Annotated in this window: 19 protein-coding genes; 14 read left to right on the top strand and 5 right to left on the bottom strand. The window is 70.3% G+C overall.

What is annotated here, in order from left to right; genetic code table 11:
- Positions 1-27 precede the first annotated feature (27 nt).
- The 9 genes from FGD71_RS28520 (at position 28) to FGD71_RS28475 (ending at position 12,311) form a co-directional block, all read left to right on the top strand.
- Entirely contained in the window at positions 28-549 is a 522-nt protein-coding gene (locus FGD71_RS28520) for a hypothetical protein (RefSeq protein WP_119103414.1), read from the top strand.
- Between the two features lie 64 nt (positions 550-613).
- On the top strand, positions 614-1,231 hold the full coding sequence (locus tag FGD71_RS28515) for a TetR/AcrR family transcriptional regulator (protein WP_119103413.1): 618 nt from the start codon (positions 614-616) through the stop codon (positions 1,229-1,231).
- A 166-nt stretch (positions 1,232-1,397) separates the two neighbouring features.
- Positions 1,398-3,653 (top strand): molybdopterin oxidoreductase family protein, encoded by a 2,256-nt coding sequence (locus FGD71_RS28510; RefSeq protein ID WP_119103412.1) that lies wholly within the window; start codon positions 1,398-1,400, stop codon positions 3,651-3,653.
- 122 nt (positions 3,654-3,775) lie between these two features.
- A complete protein-coding gene (locus FGD71_RS28505; RefSeq protein WP_119103411.1) occupies positions 3,776-5,242 on the top strand; it encodes a CitMHS family transporter in 1,467 nt (488 codons plus the stop codon).
- Between the two features lie 35 nt (positions 5,243-5,277).
- Positions 5,278-6,504, top strand: a complete 1,227-nt coding sequence (locus FGD71_RS28500) for an MFS transporter (RefSeq protein WP_119103410.1) — start codon at positions 5,278-5,280, stop codon at positions 6,502-6,504.
- A 179-nt stretch (positions 6,505-6,683) separates the two neighbouring features.
- On the top strand, positions 6,684-8,021 hold the full coding sequence (locus tag FGD71_RS28495; protein WP_119103409.1) for an ABC transporter ATP-binding protein: 1,338 nt from the start codon (positions 6,684-6,686) through the stop codon (positions 8,019-8,021).
- 110 nt (positions 8,022-8,131) lie between these two features.
- Entirely contained in the window at positions 8,132-9,523 is a 1,392-nt protein-coding gene (locus FGD71_RS28490) for an aldehyde dehydrogenase family protein (protein ID WP_119103408.1), read from the top strand.
- 11 nt (positions 9,524-9,534) lie between these two features.
- Positions 9,535-10,614, top strand: coding sequence for a Zn-dependent alcohol dehydrogenase (locus FGD71_RS28485; RefSeq protein WP_119103407.1), 1,080 nt, complete (start codon positions 9,535-9,537; stop codon positions 10,612-10,614).
- 374 nt (positions 10,615-10,988) lie between these two features.
- Positions 10,989-12,311, top strand: a complete 1,323-nt coding sequence (locus FGD71_RS28475) for an MFS transporter (RefSeq protein WP_119103405.1) — start codon at positions 10,989-10,991, stop codon at positions 12,309-12,311.
- A gap of 72 nt (positions 12,312-12,383) precedes the next feature.
- Here FGD71_RS28475 and FGD71_RS28470 read toward each other — a convergent pair whose 3' ends face one another.
- The 3 genes from FGD71_RS28470 to FGD71_RS28460 form a co-directional block, all read right to left on the bottom strand.
- Positions 12,384-13,352 (bottom strand): DMT family transporter, encoded by a 969-nt coding sequence (locus tag FGD71_RS28470; RefSeq protein WP_119103404.1) that lies wholly within the window; start codon positions 13,350-13,352, stop codon positions 12,384-12,386.
- A gap of 121 nt (positions 13,353-13,473) precedes the next feature.
- Entirely contained in the window at positions 13,474-14,208 is a 735-nt protein-coding gene (locus FGD71_RS28465; RefSeq protein ID WP_119103403.1) for an ArsR/SmtB family transcription factor, read from the bottom strand.
- A gap of 91 nt (positions 14,209-14,299) precedes the next feature.
- Positions 14,300-14,941, bottom strand: coding sequence for a TetR/AcrR family transcriptional regulator (locus tag FGD71_RS28460; RefSeq protein WP_119103402.1), 642 nt, complete (start codon positions 14,939-14,941; stop codon positions 14,300-14,302).
- Between the two features lie 182 nt (positions 14,942-15,123).
- Between FGD71_RS28460 and FGD71_RS28455 the strand changes: the two genes are divergently transcribed.
- Both FGD71_RS28455 and FGD71_RS28450 read left to right on the top strand, forming a co-directional pair.
- Positions 15,124-15,411: a YiaA/YiaB family inner membrane protein gene (locus FGD71_RS28455; protein WP_119103401.1), complete on the top strand. Its 288-nt coding sequence runs from the start codon at positions 15,124-15,126 to the stop codon at positions 15,409-15,411.
- 152 nt (positions 15,412-15,563) lie between these two features.
- Positions 15,564-16,190 (top strand): TetR/AcrR family transcriptional regulator, encoded by a 627-nt coding sequence (locus FGD71_RS28450; RefSeq protein WP_119103400.1) that lies wholly within the window; start codon positions 15,564-15,566, stop codon positions 16,188-16,190.
- Positions 16,191-16,237: 47 nt separating this feature from the next.
- On the opposite strand, the gene FGD71_RS28445 is transcribed toward FGD71_RS28450, so the two are convergent.
- Positions 16,238-16,699 carry a MaoC family dehydratase gene (locus FGD71_RS28445; protein WP_119103399.1) on the bottom strand — a complete coding sequence of 154 codons (462 nt, stop codon included), beginning with the start codon at positions 16,697-16,699 and terminating at the stop codon, positions 16,238-16,240.
- A 123-nt stretch (positions 16,700-16,822) separates the two neighbouring features.
- Here FGD71_RS28445 and soxR point away from each other — a divergent pair, with 123 nt between their 5' ends.
- Both soxR and FGD71_RS28435 read left to right on the top strand, forming a co-directional pair.
- Complete coding sequence (gene soxR, locus FGD71_RS28440) at positions 16,823-17,365, top strand: redox-sensitive transcriptional activator SoxR (protein WP_119103398.1); 543 nt, start codon at positions 16,823-16,825, stop codon at positions 17,363-17,365.
- Between the two features lie 130 nt (positions 17,366-17,495).
- Positions 17,496-18,014, top strand: coding sequence for a hypothetical protein (locus FGD71_RS28435; protein ID WP_119103397.1), 519 nt, complete (start codon positions 17,496-17,498; stop codon positions 18,012-18,014).
- A gap of 78 nt (positions 18,015-18,092) precedes the next feature.
- Here FGD71_RS28435 and FGD71_RS28430 read toward each other — a convergent pair whose 3' ends face one another.
- On the bottom strand, positions 18,093-18,695 hold the full coding sequence (locus FGD71_RS28430; protein WP_119103396.1) for a hypothetical protein: 603 nt from the start codon (positions 18,693-18,695) through the stop codon (positions 18,093-18,095).
- Positions 18,696-19,002: 307 nt separating this feature from the next.
- On the opposite strand from FGD71_RS28430, the gene FGD71_RS28425 reads away from it, so the two are divergent.
- Positions 19,003-21,864, top strand: coding sequence for a penicillin acylase family protein (locus FGD71_RS28425; RefSeq protein ID WP_119103395.1), 2,862 nt, complete (start codon positions 19,003-19,005; stop codon positions 21,862-21,864).
- Positions 21,865-21,955: the final 91 nt, after the last annotated feature.

The following is a 21,955-nucleotide window of genomic DNA, read 5'->3' as shown; positions in this document are numbered from 1 at the left end:
TCAGAGCGGTGCCCTAATCTCCCCGGCATGTCGTGGACGCGCGGACTCCTCACCGTGCTCGCGGTCTGTGCCCTGCTCGCCGCCCTGCCTGCCGGGCTGACGGGCTGCGACTCCGGCGGCGCGGGCGAGGGCGATGGGGTGAATCCGTCACCGGTGGGGAAAGTGCTGGAGGACACGGACGAAGAGGGGCGGCACTACCGTGAGATCGACAAGAAGCGCGCACCCGAGGTCGCGATCGAAGTGCAACCCGACGCCGACGACGGCTGGGACGTCCGTGTGACCGTCCGCGAGTTCCGCTTCTCACCGGCGGGCACGAAGGAAGGGGCCGTGGAAGGACGCGGCTATGCCCTCCTCCGGCTGGACGGCCGCGGCATCGCCGTGCTCCGCGACCCGGTCCACCACTTGGTCGGCAGTCTCGTCACCCGGGGCACGCACCAGGTCACGGCGCGCCTGTACGCCGACGACGACACCGTCTGGGCCGTCGACGGTGAACCCGTCGAGAGCACCGCGGACATCACGGCGTCCGAGCCCGGACCTCGCCGGCGATGAGGGAAAGTGGCATCGACGGGCGTAGGGAGGGGCACGGTTCACCGCGTCCCCGCGGAAAGGCATCATGAAGCCCGTGCCCCACGCGACCACACTCCGCCGTGCGCCTGTCCAGCGCCGTAGCGCGGAACGACTCACCCGTATCCTCGACGCCTGCGCCGACCTCCTCGACGAGGTCGGCTACGACGACCTCAGCACCCGTGCGGTCGCCCTGCGCGCGGGCGTCCCCATAGGCTCCGTCTACCGCTTCTTCGGCAACAAGCGCGCCATGGCCGATGCCCTCGCCCAGCGCAACCTCGACCGCTACGCCGAGCGTGTCACCGACCGCCTCGAAGAGGTCGGTCCAGGTGGCTGGCGTGCGGCGATGGACGCCGTGCTCGACGAGTACCTCGCCATGAAGCGCACCGCGCCCGGCTTCTCCCTCGTCGACTTCGGCAACCAGATCCCCGTCGGCACCCGCGGCGCCGAACCCAACACCCGCGTCGCCGACCGCCTCACCGACCTGCTCTCCGCCTACCTCGGCCGCGAACCCGACGACGACCTCCGCCGTACCTTCCTGGTGGCCGTCGAGGCCGCCGACACCCTCGTCCAACTCGCCTTCCGCCTCAACCCGTCGGGCGACGAACGGATCATCGAGGAGACCCGGGCGCTGCTGCGGGCGTATCTCGCGAGGTCACTCGACTGAAGGCCGGACGTGTGAGGGGAGAGGGGGCGGACGGCGGACGGCGCGCGAATTTCCGACGTGACCTCTCGCCGGGCCTCCCCTCACTGCATACCGATCGGTATGCTCGACCGTGGTCCGCATCCCGTCGGGCCGTCGTGCCATCGTCGCCGCGCCTCCGGGAGGACCCGTGTCCACCACCCCCGACTCCCGCACCGCCCTGCGCATCTGTCCGCTCTGCGAAGCCACCTGCGGGCTGACGCTCACCATCGAGGGCACACGCGTGACCGGCGCCCGCGGGGACCGCGACGACGTGTTCAGCCAGGGGTTCATCTGCCCGAAGGGGGCCTCGTTCGGGGCCGTCGACGCGGACCCCGACCGGCTGCGCACACCGCTGGTGCGCAAGGACGGCGAGCTGCGCGAGGCCACCTGGGAGGAGGCGTTCGACGCGGTCGCCGCCGGACTGCGGCCGGTCGTGGAGCGGCACGGCCCGCATGCCGTCGGAGTCGTCCTCGGCAACCCGAACGTCCACACCATGGCCGGCGCCCTCTACCCGCCGGTCCTGCTGACCGCCCTCGGTACCCACAGCGTCTTCACGGCGTCCACCCTCGACCAGATGCCCAAGCACGTCTCCAGCGGACTGCTCTACGGCGACGCGAACGCGATCCCCGTACCCGACCTGGACCGCACCGACCACCTGCTGCTGATCGGCGCCAACCCGCTCGAATCCAACGGGAGTCTGTGCACCGCACCCGACTTCCCCGGCAAGCTCAAGGCCCTCAAACAGCGCGGCGGCACCCTGACGGTCATCGACCCGCGCCGCACCCGCACCGCCAAACTCGCCGACCGGCACGTCGCGATCCGCCCCGGAACCGACGCGACTCTGCTGGCGGCGATGGCCCATGTCCTCTTCGAGGAGAAGCTCACCGACCTCGGCGAACTCGCCCCATTGGTGCAGGGACTCGAGGAAGTCGCCGACGCCGTAAGGGACTTCACCCCCGAAGCCGCCGCCGAGGCCTGCGACATCGACGCCGGTACGATCCGTACGCTCGCCCGCGAACTGGCCGCCGCGCCCACCGCCGCCGTCTACGCCCGCATCGGCAGCTGCACGGTCCCGCACGGCACCCTGGCCAGCTGGCTCGTCGACGTACTGAACATCCTCACCGGCAACCTCGACCAGCCCGGCGGAGCCCTGTTCCCGCAGGCCGCCACCGACAAGACGCCCCGCCCCGCGGGACCCGGCCGCGGCTTCGCGCTCGGACGCTGGCACAGCAGGGTCAGCCGGTACCCGGAAGCCAAGGCCGAACTGCCGATGGCCGCGCTCGCCGAGGAGATCGACACCGCCACCGACGACGGCGAACCCGTACGCGCTCTCATCGCCGTCGCCGCCAACCCCGTCCTTTCCGCACCCGACGGCGAACGCCTCGACAAGGCCCTCGACTCGCTCGACTTCATGGTCAGCGTCGACCCCTACCTGAACGAGACCTCCTGCCACGCCCACGTCGTGCTGCCGCCGCCCCCTCCCTCGCAGAGCCCGCACCACGACTTCGCGTTCAACACCCTCGCGATCCGCAACCAGGTCCGCTACACCCGCGCAGCCGTCCCCCTCGAACCGGGCCGCATGGCCGAGACCGAGATCCTCGCCCGGCTCGTCCTCGCGGCCACCGGCATGCACGGCGCGGACCCTGAAGCCGTCGACGCCATGGTCATCGACCAGACCCTCGGCAAGTCCGTCAAGGAACCGCACTCGCCGGTGCACGGCCGCGACCCCCGCGAACTCGCCGCCGCGCTCATCGGCGAGAGCGGCCCGGAGCGACGGCTCGACATGATGCTGCGCCTTGGCCCATACGGCGACGGATTCGGTCTGCGACCGGAAGGGCTGAACCTCGACAAGCTGCTGGACCAGCCGCACGGCATCGACCTCGGACCGCTCCAACCGCGCCTGCCACAGCCCCTGAAGACCCGTAGCGGGCGCGTCGAACTGCTGCCGCGGCCGATCGCCGACGACCTGCCACGCCTCAGGGCCGCCCTGCGCGAGCGCCCCGAGGGCCTCGTCCTCGTCGGTCGCCGCCATCTGCGCTCCAACAACAGCTGGATGCACAACATCCCCGCCCTCACCGGCGGCTCCAACCGCTGCACCCTGCACATCCACCCGGACGACGCCGAACGCCTCGGCGTGCGGGACGGAGCGCCCGTACGCGTCAAGGGCGCCGGGGGAGAGGTGACCGCTCCCGCCGAGGTCACCGACGGTGTACGGCGCGGTGTGGTGAGCCTGCCGCACGGCTGGGGACACGACCGGCCCGGCACCCGGCTGACCCATGCCGCCGCGTCACCCGGCGTCAACGTCAACCAGCTTCTGGACGGCAGTCTGCTCGACCCGCTGTCCGGCACGGCGGTGCTCAACGGAGTGCCCGTCGACGTCGCGCCAACAGGGGCAACGCTGTGACCAGGAGTTTTGCGCTTATTGCTCGCACGTCAACATCTTGTTAACCCTTACGGGCCCGCCCTAACGTCGGCCCAACCGCCGGCCCTGGTGGCTGTTCAAGGGCGAACGTTAGGTAACCATTCATGTTGACCATCCTCGGCTTCGCCATGATCGCGACCTTCCTGGTCCTGATCATGATGAAGAAGATGTCGCCGATCGCGGCGCTCGTACTGATCCCGGCACTCTTCTGCGTATTCGTCGGAAAGGGGGCCAAGCTCGGCGACTACGTCATCGAGGGAGTGGGTCAACTCGCGCCCACCGCCGCGATGCTGATGTTCGCCATCGTGTACTTCGGGGTCATGATCGACGTCGGGCTCTTCGACCCGATCGTGCGGGGCATCCTGCGCTTCTGCAAGGCAGACCCCCTGCGGATCGTCGTCGGTACGGCCCTGCTGGCCGCGATCGTCTCGCTCGACGGCGACGGCTCGACGACCTTCATGATCACGGTCTCGGCGATGTACCCGCTGTACAAGCGGCTCAAGATGAGCCTGGTCGTGATGACCGGTGTCGCCGCCACCGCCAACGGCGTCATGAACACCCTCCCGTGGGGCGGCCCCACCGCCCGCGCCGCCACCGCGCTCAAGCTCGACGCCGGCGAGATCTTCGTCCCGATGATCCCGGCCCTCGCCGTCGGTCTGCTCTTCGTCTTCGCGCTCTCGTACGTGCTCGGCCGCCGCGAGCGCAAGCGGCTCGGCGTACTGAGCCTGACCGACGTCCTGGAGAAGGAGCCGGAGACGGAGACGGTCCTCGTCGGCGCCGGCTCGGGCGGCTCCGGCGACAAGAAGGGCAGCACCGCGAAGACCACCGGCGGCGCCGGCAGCGGGACGGACGCCGAGTCCTCCGACGGTTCCAACGGTTCCAACGGCTCGGACGACTCCCAGGGTGACGACTCCGAAGACGACGCACGGCTCCAGGGCCTGGACCCCAACCGTCCGACGCTGCGCCCCAAGCTCTACTGGTTCAACGCACTGCTCACGGTCGTTCTCCTCACCGCGATGATCATGGAGTGGCTGCCGATCCCGGTCCTGTTCATCCTCGGTGCCGCGCTCGCGCTGACCGTCAACTTCCCGCGCATCCCCGACCAGAGGGCCCGGCTCGCGGCCCACGCCGACAACGTCCTCAACGTCTCCGGCATGGTCTTCGCCGCCGCCGTCTTCACCGGCGTCCTGCAGGGCACCGGCATGGTCGACTCCATGGCCAAGTGGATCGTCGACAGCATCCCCGGCGGCATGGGCCCGCACATGGCGCTCGTCACCGGCTTCCTGAGCCTGCCGCTCACCTACTTCATGTCGAACGACGGCTTCTACTTCGGCGTCCTGCCGGTGCTCGCGGAGGCGGGAGCCGCGCACGGGGTCTCGCCGCTGGAGATCGCCCGCGCCTCGCTCGTCGGCCAGCCGCTGCACATGTCGAGCCCGCTGGTGCCGGCCGTGTACGTCCTGGTGGGTATGGCGAAGGTCGAGTTCGGCGACCACACCAAGTTCGTGGTGAAGTGGGCCGCGCTCACGTCGCTCGTGGTACTCGGCGCGGGGATCGTGTTCGGCATCATCTGACCCCGTTCTCCTGACCCTTCTTGGAGGAACACATCGTGAGGCCCGGTGCAAACCGCGGCTGGCTGCTCCGCCTCGTCATCGCCTTCAGCTTCGCGCAGGGGGCGGTGTCGATGGCCCGGCCCGCCGTCTCCTACCGGGCCCTCGCGCTGGGCGCGGACGAGCGCGCGGTCGGTGTCATCGCGGGCGTGTACGCGCTGCTGCCGCTGTTCGCCGCCGTACCGCTCGGCCGCAGGACCGACCACGGCCGGTGCGCTCCACTGCTGCCGGCCGGCGTCGTGCTCATAGCTGGTGGCTGTGCCCTCAGCGGTACGGCGAACTCCCTGCTCGCGATGGCGGCCTGGAGTGGGGTGATGGGCCTCGGGCACCTCTGTTTCGTGATCGGCGCCCAGTCGATCGTGGCCCGCCAGTCCGAGCCGCACGAACAGGACCGCAACTTCGGCCACTTCACCATCGGCGCGTCCCTCGGTCAGCTGGTCGGCCCGATCGCCGCGGGCGCCCTGATCGGCGGCCCCGACATGGCCGGCACGAGCGCGCTCGCGCTGCTCGTCGCCGGCGCGGGCGCCGCGGTCTCGTTCACCTCGCTGTGGCGCATCGAGCACCGCGCGCCGGCCACGTCCCGTACCCGCCAGGGTGAACGCGCCCCCGTGCACCGCATCCTGCGCAGCCGGGGCGTCCCCGCGGGCATCTTCATCAGCCTCGCCGTCCTCTCGGCGACGGACATCCTCACCGCGTACCTTCCGGTGGTCGGCGAGCACCGGGGCATCGCGCCGTCCGTGATCGGCCTGCTGCTGAGCCTGCGCGCGGCGGCGACCATCGCGTGCCGTCTGGTGATGACGCCGATGCTGCGGCTGCTGGGCCGGGCCGCGCTGCTCACCACGACCTGTCTGCTGGCGGCCGTCCTGTGCGCGGGCATCGCGCTGCCGGTCCCGGTCTGGGCGCTGGCCGTGATGCTCGCGGCCCTCGGCTTCTGCCTGGGTGTCGGCCAGCCCCTGTCGATGACGACGGTGGTCCAGGCCGCCCCGGAGGACGCCCGCTCAACGGCCCTGGCGCTGCGTCTGACCGGCAACCGGCTGGGCCAGGCCGCGGCACCGGCGGCCGCGGGCCTGATCGCCGGAGTCGCGGGCACGGCCGCCCCGTTCGTGATGCTGGGCGCACTGCTGCTGATCGCCTCGGGGCTGGGGCTGCGGCCGCATCGTACGGGGGGCGCGCGGACGCGGAAGACGGAGCATGCGACGTCCGCGCCGGAGCACGAGCGGCACTGATCCCGCGCACAGCTGGCGTGCGCCGAGTTGAAGCGGAGAATCCTCTTCCGGGTACTCCATAAACGGACCGTACCAATCCTTCGGATGGTCTTCCCCGCGCCCGTGCGGTCCGTTAGTTTCCGTGACCCCCACGACTTTTTCCCGCGCACGCACACCGGAAGTCCCGGGGGAACCACGCAATGACACGCGCCATCTCCCTGAAAAGGGTCAGCAAGTCCTACCAGCGCGGCATCCGCGCGGTGGAAAAGGTGTCACTCGACATCAAGCCCGGCGAGTTCCTCGTCCTGCTCGGACCCTCGGGCTGCGGCAAGTCGACCGTGTTGAGGATGATCGCCGGACTGGAGGAGGTCACCGAGGGCGAGGTGCTCCTCGACGGCGAGTACGCCAACGACCTCGATCCCAGCGAGCGCAACATGGCCATGGTCTTCCAGAGCTTCGCCCTGTACCCGACCATGACGACACGCGGAAACATCGGCTTTCCGCTGCGCATGGAGAGCCCCGGCGAGGACCCCTCCCCGCGCGTGGACGCCACGGCCCGGATGCTCGGCATCGAGGACCTGCTGGGCCGCTACCCCCACCAGCTCTCCGGCGGCGAACGCCAGCGCGTCGCCATGGGCCGTGCCATCGCCCGGCACCCCTCCGCCTTTCTGATGGACGAGCCGCTGTCCAATCTCGACGCCAAGCTCCGCAACCACCTGCGGGCCGAGATCTCCAGGATCACCAGGGAGGTGGGCGCCACCACGGTGTACGTCACCCACGACCAGGCCGAGGCGATGTCGCTGGGCGACCGCGTCGCGGTGCTGCGCGGCGGCATCCTCCAGCAGCTGGACACCCCGCGCATGGTCTACGCACGACCCGCGAACGTCTTCGTCGCCGCCTTCATCGGCACCCCGCGGATCAATCTGCTGCGCGGCGTCGTCCGCGCGCCGCTCGACGGAGCGATGTCGATCGGCCTGGGCCGCCAGGCGTTGCGGCTGCCCGAACCCCTCTGCCTGGACCACCAGTTGCTGCGGGTGCAGCAGGGCCGCGAAGTCATCGTCGGCCTGCGCTCGGAGGCCGTACGCCTGGCCCCGCGCTCCGCGGCCAGACCCGCCGAGGTGCCGATCAGCGGTCTGGTGGAGCACGTCGAGTACCAGGGGCACGAGGTGCTGGTGCACCTCAACACCGGCTCGCAGCCCGCCGTCGTACCGGAGCTGGAGGCCCCCCGCCCGCAGCCGACCGTACGCCGTCGCAGGGACACCCGGATGACCGTGCTCGACCGGCTGAGGGAACGCGCGGTCTCCCTGCGGGCCGGACCGGTGGTGGTGCTGGACCGGGACGGCGACGAGTACGAGCCCAGGGAGGAGCGACTGCCCGCTCCCACGGGCGATCTGGTGGTCCGCACCACCCCCGACATCGACCTCCGCCAGGGCATGCAGGTCCCCCTGCTCGTCGACCTCGACCACCTCTTCGTCTTCGACCGGTACGGGGAGCGCATCTCCCCGGCCCCGGACCATGCGCCGGACCTGGGGTGGTGAAACCTGGCTCCTCCGCCTGGTGAACCTCGGCTCCTCTGCCGCCCCTGGCGTACCAAAACTAACGCCGCTAGTTTGAGGGGCGGACGACAGGAACAGCCAGGGAGGAAGTCATGAAGGCCCACGACGGCATGTACATCGGCGGCGAGTGGCGCGGCGGTATCGGCACCCAGGCCGGTATCCCGGTCGTGAACCCCGCCGACGAGCAGCTCATCGCCACGGTCCCCGCGGGCAGTGCGGAGGACATCGATGCCGCCGTGCGTGCCGCCCGTGCCGCGCTCCCGGGCTGGGCGGCGACCGAGCCCGCCGAACGCGGGGCCCGGCTGGCGGCTCTCCGGGACGTTCTCGTCGCCCGCAAGGACGAGATCGCCGAGACGATCACCGCCGAGCTCGGTTCACCGCTGCCGTTCTCGCAGAAGGTGCAGGTGGGTCTGCCGATCCTGGTCGCGGGTTCGTACGCCGAACTGGCCGCCACGTACCCCTTCGAGGAGAAGGTCGGCAACTCGACCGTCTACCAGGAGCCGGCCGGAGTGGTCGGCGCGATCACGCCGTGGAACTATCCGCTGCACCAGATCGTCAACAAGGTCGCCCCCGCACTGGCCGCGGGCTGCACGATCGTCCTCAAGCCCGCCGAGGACACTCCGCTGACCGCCCAGCTCTTCGCCGAGGCGGTGCACGAAGCCGGGATTCCGGCCGGGGTGTTCAACCTGGTCACGGGCCTCGGCCCGGTCGTCGGCCAGGCGCTCGCCGAGCATCCGGGGGTGGACCTGGTCTCCTTCACCGGCTCCACGGCGGTCGGCAGGCAGATCGGTGCGACCGCCGGTGCGGCCGTCAAGCGGGTCGCCCTCGAACTCGGCGGCAAGTCCGCCAACGTCATCCTGCCGAGCGCCGACCTCGCCAAGGCGGTCAACGTCGGCGTGGCCAATGTGATGTCCAACTCCGGCCAGACCTGCAGCGCCTGGACCCGCATGCTGGTGCACACCTCGCGGTACGACGAGGCGGTCGAGCTGGCCGCCGACGCCGCCGCCAAGTACGCCGACCGCATCGGCCCGCTCGTCAACGCGGGGCAGCGGCAGCGCGTGCGCGGCTATATCGAGAAGGGCGTCGCGGAGGGCGCCCGGCTGGTCGCGGGCGGTCCCGAATCCCCGCGTGAGCAGGGATACTTCGTCAGCCCGACCGTTTTCGCCGATGTGACGGCGGAGATGACGATCGCCCAGGAGGAGATCTTCGGGCCCGTCCTGTCGATCATCCGGTACGAGGACGAGGCGGACGCCCTGCGCATCGCCAACGGCACGGTGTACGGGCTGGCCGGCGCCGTGTGGGCGGGGGACGAGGCCGAAGCGGTCGCCTTCGCACGCCAACTGGAGACCGGGCAGGTGGACATCAACGGCGGACGGTTCAACCCCCTCGCTCCGTTCGGGGGTTACAAGCAGTCCGGGGTGGGGCGGGAGCTCGGCTCGCACGGGCTCGCGGAGTACCTCCAGACCAAGTCCCTCCAGTTCTGAGGAGTTCGTACGTGGTTCGCGCTGCCGTATTGCCCGCCGTCGGTGCTCCGCTGGAGATCACGGAGATCGATCTGCCGGAGCCCGGTCCCGGGCAGGTCCGTGTCAGGCTGGCCGCCGCCGGGGTCTGCCACTCCGACCTGTCGCTGTCCAACGGAACCATGAGGGTGCCGGTCCCGGCCGTGCTCGGCCACGAGGGAGCGGGCACGGTCGTCTCCGTCGGCGAGGGAGTCACGCATGTCGCGCCCGGCACCGACGTCGTACTCAACTGGGCGCCCTCCTGCGGGAGTTGCCATGCTTGTTCCCTCGGTGAAGTGTGGTTGTGCGCGAACGCGCTGGCCGGCGCGGCGGACGTGTACGCGCATCGTGCCGATGGCACGGAGCTGCATCCCGGGCTGAACGTCGCGGCGTTCGCCGAGGAGACCGTCGTGGCCGCCGGGTGCGTGCTGCCCGCCCCGGACGGCGTCCCCCTGGCCGACGCGGCCCTCCTCGGCTGTGCCGTGCTCACCGGATACGGCGCCGTCCATCACTCGGCGAAGGTCCGGCCGGGGGAGTCCGTCGCGGTGTTCGGGGTCGGCGGGGTCGGTCTCGCGACGTTGCAGGCGGCCCGGATCGCGGGCGCCTCGAAGATCGTCGCGGTCGATGTGTCCCCGGAGAAGGAAGGGCTGGCCCGCGAGGTCGGCGCCACCGACTACGTCGTCGCCTCCGAGGACACCGCGCGCGAGATCCGTGGCCTGACCGGCAAGCAGGGGGTCGACGTGGCCGTCGAGTGCGTGGGCCGTGCCGTCACGATCCGTGCGGCCTGGGAGTCCACGCGGCGCGGTGGCCGCACGACGGTCGTCGGCATCGGCGGCAAGGATCAGCAGGTCTCCTTCAACGCCCTGGAGATCTTCCACTGGGGTCGCACGCTGGCCGGCTGCGTGTACGGCAACTCCGACCCGTCACGGGACCTGCCGGTCCTGGCCGAGCATGTGCGCGCGGGGCGTCTCGACTTGGGGGCGCTGGTGACGGATCGGATCGCGCTGGAGGGGATCCCGGCGGCGTTCGACAGCATGGTGGCGGGGAAGGGCGGGCGGGCGCTGGTGGTGTTCTAGGGGCACGGTGGGCGCCGCAGGTTTTTCGCCCCCGCCGCCCCTACCCGTCCCATCCCTGGGAGCTGCGCCCCCAGACCCCAGCTATCGGCCTTAACGGCCTCGTCCTCAAACTCCCCCAGCTACCGCTGGGAGGTGCCCCCAGACGGGCTGATTGATGCCGGCCTGGGCTTGAATACTTCAGCCCCTCCGGCGTTTGAGGAGCGGGGTCTGGGGCGGAGCCCCAGGGGATGGGAATGGGTAGGGGCGGCGGGGGCGAAGAAACACCCACCCACCCCAAAGCGTGTCTCAACCGGTGCGCGCACGACCGTTGACCTACATACCGTCCGGTCAGTACGTTCCCCGCAACGTCCCCGCACCCACCGGAGTGTGCACGCATGGACACCGCACCTTCCGCTCTCCCCGACAGCACAACCAGACAAAACACCAGAAACCGCCGCAAGGTGGCCACCGCCGCCGCCCTCGCCTCCGCCGTCGAGTGGTACGACTACTTCGTCTTCGGTATCGCCGCGGCCCTCGTCCTCGGAGACCTGTACTTCCCCGCAGGCAGCCCCTCCGCAGGAGTCCTCGCTTCGTTCGCCACCTTCGCCGTCGGCTTCCTGGCCCGCCCGCTCGGCGGAGTCATCGCGGGCCAACTCGGCGACAAACGGGGCCGCAAGCCCATGCTGGTCCTGGCCCTGGTCCTGATGGGCGTGGCCACCACGGGCATCGGCCTCCTCCCCACGTACGCGACGATCGGCATCGCCGCCCCCGTACTCCTCGTCGTACTGCGCGTGATGCAGGGCATCGCGGTCGGCGCCCAGTGGGGCGGCGCGATGCTCCTCGCCACGGAGTACGCCCCCGAGGGCAAGCGCGGCGTCTACGGCAGCGTGGTCCAGCTCGGCGTCCCCATCGGCGTGGTGACCGCCAACTCGGTCTTCCTGCTCGCCGGCGCCCTCACCAGCGAGAGCGCGTTCGCCTCCTGGGGCTGGCGGGTACCGTTCCTGGTCGGCCTGCTCGTCCTCGGACTCGCCTGGTACATCCACACACGCGTCGAGGAGACCCCGGAGTTCCGCGAGGCCGAACGGGCCCTGGCCGAGAAGGAGAAGGGGGAGAAGAACTCACCTCTGCGTACCGTCCTGCGCGGTCATCTCGGCACGGTGTTCCTCGCGGGCGGCTCGTTCGCCGTCAACACCGCGACCTTCTACATCATCATCACCGGCGTCCTCGACTACACGACCCGCGAGCTCGACATGGAACGCGGCGCCGTCCTCACCGTCTCGCTCTGCGTGAGCCTCACCCAGCTCGTGCTGATCCCCGCGGCGGCCGCGCTCTCCGACCGGGTCGGCCGCATCCGGATCTACGGGTTCGGCGCGGCCGGGATCGCGCTGTGGGCGGTGCCGATGTTCCTGCTGATCGACACCGGCTCGCTGCTGTGGCTGGCTGTCGGCACGTTCGTCGCCAGTTGCTTCCTCAGCATCATGTACGGCCCGCAAGCCGCCCTGTTCGCCGAGCTGTTCACGCCCGAGATGCGGTACACGGGCGCCTCGCTCGGCTACCAGATCGCGGCCGTACTCGGCGGCGGACTCGCGCCCTTCGTGATGGTGCTGCTGCTGGAGGCGACGGGCACGTCGATGTCCGTGTCCGGCTACATCATCGGGCTCGCCGTGATCGCGCTCGCATCGATCAAGGTCCTCGCGAACAGGGCGCGTTCACGCTGAACAGCAGGTGACTGACGGCTGCTGTGCCGGCGATGTAGTCGTGCCGCTGTGCCTCACGGCTGTACGCGGCGGCTAAGCCTGCTCGGGCTGCGGCTCCGGACTCTCCTCCGGAGCCGCAGCCGTGGCCGTGACGGCGGTGGTCGTGACCGCCCGCTCCCGAGGCCGGGACCGCGACACCGCGACGCCCGCCAGGCACACCAGCCCGCCGACGAGGGTGACCCACCCCGGTACCTCGTCGAGCGCCAGCCAGGACATCAGCACCACCAGCGCGGGCACCGCGTACGTCGTCGCGCCCATCTTCCCGGCCGTCGTACGGGCCAGGGCGAAGGCCCAGGTGGTGAACGCCAGGGCAGTCGGAAAGACGCCCAGGTAAAGCATGTTGAGGGTCGCGGACAGCGGAGCGTCACCGGCCTCGGAGACCAGCTGACCTGCGAACGGTAGACAGGCCACCGCGCCGATCGCACAGCCGAACGTGGTCACCTGGAGCGGGGAGCCGTGCCGCAGAGCCGGCTTCTGGGCGACGACACCGCCCGCGTACGCCACCGCGGCGAGCAGGCACAGCAGGACACCGAGTACGGACGCGCTGCCCTCGCCCGACATCGACAGACCGACGACCGCCGCGCCCGCGAACGACACCGCCATCCCGGCGAGCAGCCGCGGCGGCAGCCCCTCCTTGAGCAGCCACCCCGCGAGAAGGGCCATGACCAGGGGGCCGACGTTCACCACCAGGGCGGCGGTTCCCGCGTCGACCTTCTGCTCACCCCAGTTGAGCACCACCATGTAGAGCCCGAACCAGAGCAACCCGGAGACCACGACCCCCGGCCAGGCGGCGCGCGGCGGCAGCCCCTCCCCGCGCAGGAGGCATATCAGGCCGAGCACGAGCGCCCCGGCCAGCAGTCGCCCGAGAGCCAACGCCCCGGGGGAGTACGCGGATCCCGCACTCCGGATGGACACGAACGCGGAGGCCCACAACACGACGGTCACCGCTGCGGCACCGGCAGCCAGCAGGTCGGTACGACGGGAGGACAGAGGAGACTTCATCACGCTCCAGAGGCTAGGTGGGAAAGGCCGTGAGGGCTCGCGGATTTCGGACGCGGGGCTGGGAGCGGAGCCCCCTGCGGACAAGGCGGTCTGTGGAGCGCCTGGGCGGAGGCTCGCCGGCTCAGTGAAGCGCCGCCGGCTCGATCCCCAGAAGCTCCGCGAAGGCCCGATCGCCCTGGTCCGTGACCTTCACGGCCCGTTCCGAGCCGATGCGTACGCACCAGCCCGCGTCCAGGGCGTGCCGGCACAGGGCGGCGCCCGCGACGCCCGCGAGATGCGGCCGTCGTTCGGTCCAGTCGAGGCAGGCGCGGGCGAGCGGCCGCCGCCCGGTGCGTACGAGAGGGATGCCCTGGCCGTCGAACCAGGCCAGCCCGTCGTCCGTGAGCGCGAACCCGTTGTCCTGACGCAGCAGGCCAAGTCCGGTCAGGGCGTCGGTGACGGCGATGCCGAGCCGCCCGGCGAGGTGGTCGTAGCAGGTGCGGCCCCGCGCCATCGCGGACCCGGCACTGGACTCGCGCAGGCCGCGCGGCCGTTCGGCGGCGGCCGGAGACACCTGGGCGGCGAGATCCTCGACCAGTTGCGCGACCTGCGCGTCGGCCAGCCGTACGTAGCGGTGCCGTCCCTGCCGCTCCTCGGCGAGCAGCCCGCCGGCGACGAGTTTGCCCAGGTGCTCGCTGGCCGTCGACGCGGCGACCCCCGCGTACCGGGCCAGCTCGCCGGCGGTCCAGGCCCGTCCGTCGAGCAGCACCAGCAGAAAGGCGGCCCGAGTCTCGTCGGCGATCAGCCCGGCCAGCGCCGCGAGCCCAGGAGCCTGTGCGCTCCCGGGCCGTGCGCGGTGTGTGTTCCTGGTGCTCATGGCTCCAGCATGGAACACGGACGGTTCGGTGAGTGCCGAACCGTTCCGGGAGGGTGCTTGGGAGACCGCCGGTGTCCGTCCCGGCTCCGCGTCACACCGTGCGCCGCACCTGTTCGTACTGCAGCGCCAGCCCGTCCAGCAGCGCGGCGAGTCCCGTCTCGAAGGCCCGTTCGTCGATCTTCTCCTGCTGCTCGGAGAGCAGATGGGCCTGCCCGAGGTGCGGATAGTCGGCGGGGTCGTACGCGGTCTCGTCGTCCACGAAGCCGCCGGCGAAGGAGCCGAGCGCGGAGCCCATGATGAAGTACCGCATCAGCGCGCCGATGGACGTGGCCTGCGCGGGCGGCCAGCCCGCGTCGACCATCGCGCCGAACACCGCGTCCGCCAGGCGCAGACCGGCCGGGCGGCGGCCGGGACCGCGCGCGAGGACCGGGACGATGTTCGGGTGGTCGCGCAGGGCGGCCCGGTAGGAGACGGCCCAGTCGTGCAGCGCGGTCCGCCAGTCCCGGCCGTCCTCGAACATCGACAGGTCGACCTGTGCGCTCACCGCGTCGGCCACCGCCTCCAGGATCTGGTCCTTCGTACGGAAGTGGTTGTAGAGCGAGGGCCCGCTCACCCCGAGCTCGGCGGCGAGCCGGCGCGTGGAGACCGCGGCCAGGCCCTCCGCGTCCACGAGTGACCGTGCCGTCGCGACGATGCGATCGGTGCTGAGGAGAGGCTTGCGCGGTCGGGCCATGGCGCACATCGTAGGGCGGGGCATGGAAACCGGCAGTGCCATCAGTGGGCGACGGTCCGCTGCGCGACTTCGACGTCAGTGTGCGGCCGCGCCGCACGGCTGCTGACGTTTCGGCCTTCTGAGTATCCGGCTGAGTATGTGGGCGGATACGCGCTTCGGCCCATTCGTCGAAACTTGCCCGCATGAGTGAGACACCGGTCAAGCAGCAGAGCACGGCAGCCTTCTACGGTCAGGCCGTCGCCTCGTTCGGCGTCGCGATGGCGGCCACCGCTCTCGGCATCTTCAACCTGCACGCCGACGCCTGGGTGCGCGGCTTCCTGGGGATCGCCGTCCTCTACCTCGTCACCTCGGCGTTCACGCTGGCCAAGGTGATCCGGGACAGACAGGAGGCCGGGCAGATCGTCAGCCGGGTCGACCAGGCCCGGCTGGAGAAACTCCTCGCGGAGTACGACCCCTTCGAGAAGGTGTGACCCCTCGCGCGGGTCGTCGCGGCTCGTCGCCCGCCGCGGGGGAGGGGCAGCCGGGTGGACGTCATACGCTCGCTAAGCGCCCGCTCAGGTCCCGGGGTATTGTGGTTCGTCCTGCCAGCGGAGCGGCGTCAGTGGAGAAGGGGCGAACAGCGATGAGTACGGCGGAGGAGACGTCCGGCGGCGAGATGCGGCCGTGGGCCGAGGTCACCCCGGACGCGGCCCGGCGGCTGCTCGTCGCCGCCGTGGAGGCCTTCGCCGAGCGCGGGTACCACGCGACGACCACCCGCGACATCGCGGGCCGTGCCGGCATGAGCCCGGCCGCGCTCTACATCCACTACAAGACCAAGGAAGAGCTGCTCCACCGGATCAGCCGTATCGGGCACGACAAGGCGCTCGCCATCCTGAACGCGGCGGCCGACGGCGAGGGCGGCGCGGCCGAGCGGCTCTCGGTCGCCGTACGCTCCTTCGTCCGCTGGCACGCCGCGCAGCACACCACCGCGCGCGTGGTGCAGTACGAACTGGAGGCGCTCGGCCCCGACGCCCGGGCCGAGATCCTCGCGCTGCGCCGCCAGACGGACGCCGTCGTGCGGGGCATCATCCAGGACGGTGTGGCGGCGGGCGAGTTCGACGTGCCGGATGTACCGGGCACCACGCTCGCGGTGCTGTCCCTGTGCGTCGACGTCGCACGCTGGTTCAACGTGAACGGCCCCCGGACACCCGACGAGGTCGGCGCGCTCTACGCCGACCTCGTGCTGCGGATGGTGGGGGCCGGCAAGTAGTTCGTCGGGCGCTCGGGATCAGTCCGGCGCTCGGGATCAGAGGGCCCTCAGAAGTAGTAGCGGGACACCGACTCCGCCACGCACACCGGCTTGTCGCCGCCCTCGCGCTCCACGGTCACCGCGGTCGTGATCTGTACGCCGCCGCCCGCCTCCGTGACCTCCTTGAGCACCGCTGAGGCGCGCAGCCGCGAGCCCACGGGCACGGGGGAGGGGAACCGCACCTTGTTGGTGCCGTAGTTGACGCCCATCTGCACGTTCTCGACGCGCAGGACCTGCGGCACGAGCGTGGGCAGCAGCGACAACGTCAGATAGCCGTGCGCGATGGTCGTGCCGAACGGCCCGGCCGCCGCCTTCTCCGGGTCCACATGGATCCACTGGTGGTCGCCGGTCGCCTCCGCGAACAGGTCGATCCGCTTCTGGTCGATCTCCAGCCAGTCGCTGTGCCCCAACTGCTCGCCCACGGCCGCCTTCAGTTCGTCGGCTGACGTGAAGATCCTCGGCTCTGCCATGTTTCCCGGCCTCCCGCGTGACGGTGTCTAAGCAACTGCTTAGCATGGCCCGTCGCGGAGCCCCTGTCAACGTACCGGGAGCGTGCGGAGGGGAAGTGCGACGAGGTGGGTAGGCTTCACGGGATGCCGCAGATTCCAGAGAAGATCCATGAACTCACGGTCGGCCAGCTGTCGGCCCGCAGCGGCGCAGCAGTCTCCGCCCTGCACTTCTACGAGTCCAAGGGCCTGATCAGCAGCCGCCGGACCACGGGCAATCAGCGTCGCTACCAGCGTGACGCACTGCGGCGGGTCGCGTTCGTACGGGCCGCGCAGCGCGTCGGCATCCCGCTGGCCACGATCCGTGACGCACTCGCCGAGCTCCCCGAGGAACGCACGCCGACCCGGGAGGACTGGTCCCGCCTCTCGGAGGCCTGGCGGTCCGAGCTCGACGAGCGCATCAAGCAGCTGGGCCGCCTGCGCGACCACCTCACGGACTGCATCGGCTGCGGCTGCCTGTCCCTGGAGACCTGCGTGCTGTCCAACCCGGACGACGCCTTCGGCGAGGAGCGGAGCGGCTCGCGGCTCATGGTGGAGCGCGCCGCCGGGCAGCAGAGGCGCAAGCGGCTGGAGATGACGCCCGAGGGCTGCGCGCCGAAGGTGCCTGAGGACTGCGCCGAAGGTGCCTGAGAAAGGCGACTGAAGGTGCCCGAGGACTGCTGAAGCGGCCGCCGGCCCCCACCCCGCAACCGCTTTCTCCGTCAACGTGTCTTGTTCACAAGGGACTTGGGACAGACCCGGCACGGAGAGGAGAACGCTCATGAGCACCGCCATCTGCTCGCTGAAGTGGGAATCCGCGCGCTCGGGGACACAGAGGATCACGTACGACCCGGACGGCTACCACCTGGTGCGCTTCCCGTACGTCACGGGTGAGGAGCAGTACGACCCCTGGAAGATGCACGACCCGGCGAACGGCTCGGGCGCCGCCTCGCGGTTCCCGGACCCGCGCTCCGGGCTGATCTGGCCCAGCCATGACGGCTGGGGCGTGCTCTGCGCGATGGTGTTCTGGCAGGCGGACACCCGTGCACACGAGTACCGGGCGCGCTTCGTGCGCGACCCGCTGAACGCAACCACGGGCTACAACTCGACCGGTACCACCGACATCCAGACGACCCGCGGCGGCCAGTACCGCACCTACGTGTGGCAGATGTTCGTGCATCCCGGCACACCGCTCGGCCTGAAGATATCCGCGCGCGGAACCGGCGACACGAAGGTCGCCGTGCCGATATTCCTCGCGGAGTTCAAGCTCGCCATCCACACGGATGTCGTGCGGCCGTAGGCGTCACGCGGTGTCAAAACGCCATCACGGTATTACGTGCACGGGGGTGCGGCTTCGACCGGCGCACCCCCGTCGTGCTCAGACCGACACCAGCATGCGCCCCCGCCTGGCCTCGGCCAGGGCCTCGGGTGTCAGAACGGGCCGCGGGACCACGATTCCGCAGCTTGTGCAGACCGGGCCCGAGGACGGCTCGTGGGCCAGGTCGTACTTCCATGTGAGGCGTTCGCCCGAACACGCCGGGCAGACGGAGCCGGGCTCGCGCTCCAGGGCCGCGATCAGCCGGCGCAGTACCTCCGCCAGCGGCTCATCGGGGTGGACTCGGGGGTCGTCGCACCATGCGACTCCGAAACCGCCCCAGGTCAGCCGGTGCCAGTCGTCCACACTGCCTGGCCGGCGTAACCCGTCGTGCTTTTCCTTCCTGCGGCGCTCGGCGAACGCGTCCTCGTAGGCGAGCCACACCGAGCGCGCCTCCTCGAGTTCGTCGAGCGCGGCCACCAGCCGTGCCGGATCCGGGGAACGGTCCTCGGGTCCGAACCCGGCCCGGGAGCACAGATGGTCCCAGGTGGCCCGATGCCCGTAAGGGGCGAATCTTTCAAGGCACTTGCGCAGTGAATAGCGCCGCAGTGCCAGATCGCTCCTCGGATCGCGCACCTGTCTCGCCAGACTCCGGAAACCGGCCATCGCCCTGCACCTCCGTCACACCTGCACCTGTACTTCGGTCACTTCGGCCGTCGTCGTACGGACGTCGCCGAATAGACGTATCGACACCCGATTCGGCTCCATCCAATTTCCGATGACGGCCATAAACCCCCCGTCAGTCCCTCGTTGGAACGGCTTTCGGCCGCCTTCCCCACCCCTTTCAGCCACACGCCCGAGGTGTTGCCCGCGCCTCCCCGACGCGATGAGGAGCAAAGCTGACGCCTGCTCATCTTCAACTTCCCTGCTACCGGCGGTAACCTCCGGCTCAACAATGTCGGGAGGAGCAGTTATGCGACGGCGCACCTCACGCACCACCCTCACCAGACTGAGAACTCCCCGCGGATTCGCGGGGTTCCTGACAGCCGTATCAGTGTTCGTTCTCACGGCCGGCCTGCTCTCACCTCTGCCACAGTCCGCCGCCGCCGATCCGGCGGCCGCCGCGACCGACCACTGCCAGGGGCAGTGCGCGGACATCCTGCCGCCGGGTGCCAACGGCAGTGCCACGCTCGCCGAGATCCTCACCCATCGGGTTTTCGGCACGCAGCCCTCCCATGCGGACGATCAACTCGGCCCGTACGACGCGCTGTCGTCCGGGTACCCCTCTCTCACCGACGACACCCTCAAGAACTTCTACGCCGACGCCTCCTTCGGCGTGCCGTCCGACCAGGTCGCCTCCGTCACCCGGCCCCGTGACGACGTGGCGATCACGCGCGACAAGAAGTACGGCATCCCGCACATCGAGGGCACCACCCGCTACGGCACCGAGTTCGGAGCGGGGTACGCCGCCGGCCAGGACCGGATGTGGCTCATCGACCTCTTCCGGCACATCGGACGCGGCGAGTTGACCCCCTTCGCGGGCGGCGCGGCCGCCAACCAGGGGCTGGAGCAGGAGTTCTGGCCGCAGGCCCCGTACACGGAGGCCGACCTCCAAAAGCAGGTCGACTGGCTGCTCAACAACTCCGGCGAGCGCGGAAAGCAGGCCATGGCGGACGCCCAGGCCTATGTCGACGGCCTCAACGCCTACCGCGTGGCGGCGAAGAACGGACGCTACTTCCCCGGAGAGTACGTCCTCACCGGCAAGATCGACTCGGTCACCAACGTGGGCGAGATCGAGCCCTTCAAGGTGACCGACATGATCGCGCTCGCCTCGGTCGTCGGCGCGCTGTTCGGAACCGGCGGCGGGGGAGAGGTCGAGTCAGCGCTCTCCCTCCTCGAAGCCCAGCGGAAGTACGGCTTCGAGGAGGGCGCCAAGGTCTGGGAGTCGTTCCGCGGACGCGACGACCCGGAGACCGTGCTCACCCTCCACGACGGCAGCAGCTTCCCGTACGGGCAGAAGCCCGCGAAGCCGAAGGGCACCGCCCTGCCCGATCCGGGCTCCGTCGAGAAGGAGCAGCTCGTCCACGACCGCACGGGCTCGGCCCGGACCGACGCGCGGACGACCACCTCCGCGGTGCGGACGCCGAGCGCGCTGAAGCCCCTGAAGGGGATCTTCGACGACGGGGTGCTCCCCGAGGACCTGTTCAGCGGCGGCGCGAGCAAGAAGGGCATGTCCAACGCCCTGCTCGTCTCCGGGAAGTCCACGGCCAGTGGCCACCCGATCGCCGTCTTCGGCCCGCAGACCGGCTACTTCGCCCCGCAGTTGCTGATGATGCAGGAGCTCCAGGGCCCCGGCATCAGCGCACGCGGCGTGTCCTTCGCGGGCGTCGGCATGTACGTGCAGCTCGGCCGGGGACAGGACTACTCCTGGTCGGCCACCTCATCGCACCAGGACATCACGGACACCTACGCCGTCCAGCTGTGCGAGCCCGGCGGCCGTACACCCACCAAGCAGTCCACGTCCTACCTCTACCACGGCGTCTGCACCCCCATGGAGAAGCTGGAGAAGACCAACGCCTGGAAACCGTCGACCGCCGACTCCACGGCCGCGGGCTCCTACCGTATGCAGGTCTTCAGAACGAACTACGGCATCGTCACCCACCGCGCGACGATCGACGGCAAACCCGTCGCGTACACCTCGCTGCGCTCCACCTATCGCCACGAGGCCGACTCGGTCATCGGCTTCCAGATGTTCAACGACCCGTCGTACGTCAAGGACGCGAAGTCCTTCCAGCAGGCGGCACAGCACATCTCGTACGCCTTCAACTGGTTCTACACGGACTCCCGCGACACCGCCTACTACATGAGCGGCGACAACCCGGTGCGGGCGAAGGACGTCGACGGTTCCTTCCCGGTGAAGGCCGAGAAGGCGTACGAGTGGCAGGACTTCGACCCGGAGCACAACACGGCCGCGCACACCCCGCCCGCCGAGCATCCGCGGTCGGTCGACCAGGACTACTACATCTCCTGGAACAACAAGCAGGCCAAGGACTTCAGTGCCGCAGACTTCAGCCAGGGCGCGGTGCACCGAGGTGACCTGCTCGACGAGCGGGTGAAGAAGCTCGTGGCGAAGGGCGGGGTCACCAGGGCGACCCTGACGCGGGCGATGGCGGAGGCGGCGGTCACCGATCTGCGTGGTGAGCAAGTACTGCCGGAACTGCTGAGGATCCTGCGCAGCAAGCCGATCAGCGATCCCGCGCAGGCCAAGGCGGTCGACCAGTTGGCGGCCTGGCTGAAGGCGGGTGCCCAGCGCAACCAGACGTCCGCGACCTCGAAGACCTACGCGCACGCGGACGCGATCCGGGTGATGGACGCGTGGTGGCCGCTGCTGGTCGAGGCCGAGTTCAAGCCCGGCCTGGGCCAGGATCTGTGGGCTGCGCTGACCGCGCAGCTCACGGTCGACGAGTCGCCGTCCGCGGGGCACGGTCCGACCGGGGGGCATGCGGGCTCGGCCTTCCAGTACGGGTGGTGGGGCTACGTCGACAAGGATCTGCGTACGGTCCTCGGTGACCCGGTGGAGGGCAAGCTGGGCCGTACGTTCTGCGGTGACGGGGGTCTCGATGCCTGCCGGGACGCTCTGCTGAGCGCCCTCGGCCGGGCCGTGGCCAAGCCCGCCAGCGAGGTCTACCCGGGCGACGATCGGTGTTCGGCCGGGGACCAGTGGTGCTCGGACGCGATCGTCCAGCGAGCGGTCGGCGGGATCACCCACCGCCCGATCCAGTGGCAGAACCGGCCCACGTATCAGCAGGTGGTGGAGTTTCCGTCGCATCGGTAAGGGTGTGGGGGTGGCGGGCTCCGGTTTTTCGCCCCCGCCGCCCCTACCCATTCCCGTCCCCTGGGGCTCCGCCCCAGACCCCGCCAGGGGG

It is taken from the genome of Streptomyces sporangiiformans (genome assembly GCF_005768555.2).
Classification (GTDB): Bacteria; Actinomycetota; Actinomycetes; order Streptomycetales; family Streptomycetaceae; genus Streptomyces; species Streptomyces sporangiiformans.
This window is presented reverse-complemented; position numbering and strand designations above follow the sequence as displayed.

Excerpts from the sequence above, each read along its gene's own strand:
- FGD71_RS28470 (WP_119103404.1), bottom strand. The coding sequence starts at position 13,352 with ATGAAGTCTCCTCTGTCCTCCCGTCGTACCGACCTGCTGGCTGCCGGT.
- FGD71_RS28490 (WP_119103408.1), top strand. The coding sequence starts at position 8,132 with ATGAAGGCCCACGACGGCATGTACATCGGCGGCGAGTGGCGCGGCGGT.
- FGD71_RS28455 (WP_119103401.1), top strand. The coding sequence starts at position 15,124 with ATGAGTGAGACACCGGTCAAGCAGCAGAGCACGGCAGCCTTCTACGGT.
- FGD71_RS28450 (WP_119103400.1), top strand. The coding sequence starts at position 15,564 with ATGAGTACGGCGGAGGAGACGTCCGGCGGCGAGATGCGGCCGTGGGCC.
- FGD71_RS28460 (WP_119103402.1), bottom strand. The coding sequence starts at position 14,941 with ATGGCCCGACCGCGCAAGCCTCTCCTCAGCACCGATCGCATCGTCGCG.
- soxR (WP_119103398.1), top strand. The coding sequence starts at position 16,823 with ATGCCGCAGATTCCAGAGAAGATCCATGAACTCACGGTCGGCCAGCTG.
- FGD71_RS28475 (WP_119103405.1), top strand. The coding sequence starts at position 10,989 with ATGGACACCGCACCTTCCGCTCTCCCCGACAGCACAACCAGACAAAAC.
- FGD71_RS28520 (WP_119103414.1), top strand. The coding sequence starts at position 28 with ATGTCGTGGACGCGCGGACTCCTCACCGTGCTCGCGGTCTGTGCCCTG.
- FGD71_RS28515 (WP_119103413.1), top strand. The coding sequence starts at position 614 with ATGAAGCCCGTGCCCCACGCGACCACACTCCGCCGTGCGCCTGTCCAG.
- FGD71_RS28445 (WP_119103399.1), bottom strand. The coding sequence starts at position 16,699 with ATGGCAGAGCCGAGGATCTTCACGTCAGCCGACGAACTGAAGGCGGCC.
- FGD71_RS28430 (WP_119103396.1), bottom strand. The coding sequence starts at position 18,695 with ATGGCCGGTTTCCGGAGTCTGGCGAGACAGGTGCGCGATCCGAGGAGC.
- FGD71_RS28465 (WP_119103403.1), bottom strand. The coding sequence starts at position 14,208 with ATGAGCACCAGGAACACACACCGCGCACGGCCCGGGAGCGCACAGGCT.
- FGD71_RS28505 (WP_119103411.1), top strand. The coding sequence starts at position 3,776 with ATGTTGACCATCCTCGGCTTCGCCATGATCGCGACCTTCCTGGTCCTG.
- FGD71_RS28495 (WP_119103409.1), top strand. The coding sequence starts at position 6,684 with ATGACACGCGCCATCTCCCTGAAAAGGGTCAGCAAGTCCTACCAGCGC.
- FGD71_RS28435 (WP_119103397.1), top strand. The coding sequence starts at position 17,496 with ATGAGCACCGCCATCTGCTCGCTGAAGTGGGAATCCGCGCGCTCGGGG.
- FGD71_RS28425 (WP_119103395.1), top strand. The coding sequence starts at position 19,003 with ATGCGACGGCGCACCTCACGCACCACCCTCACCAGACTGAGAACTCCC.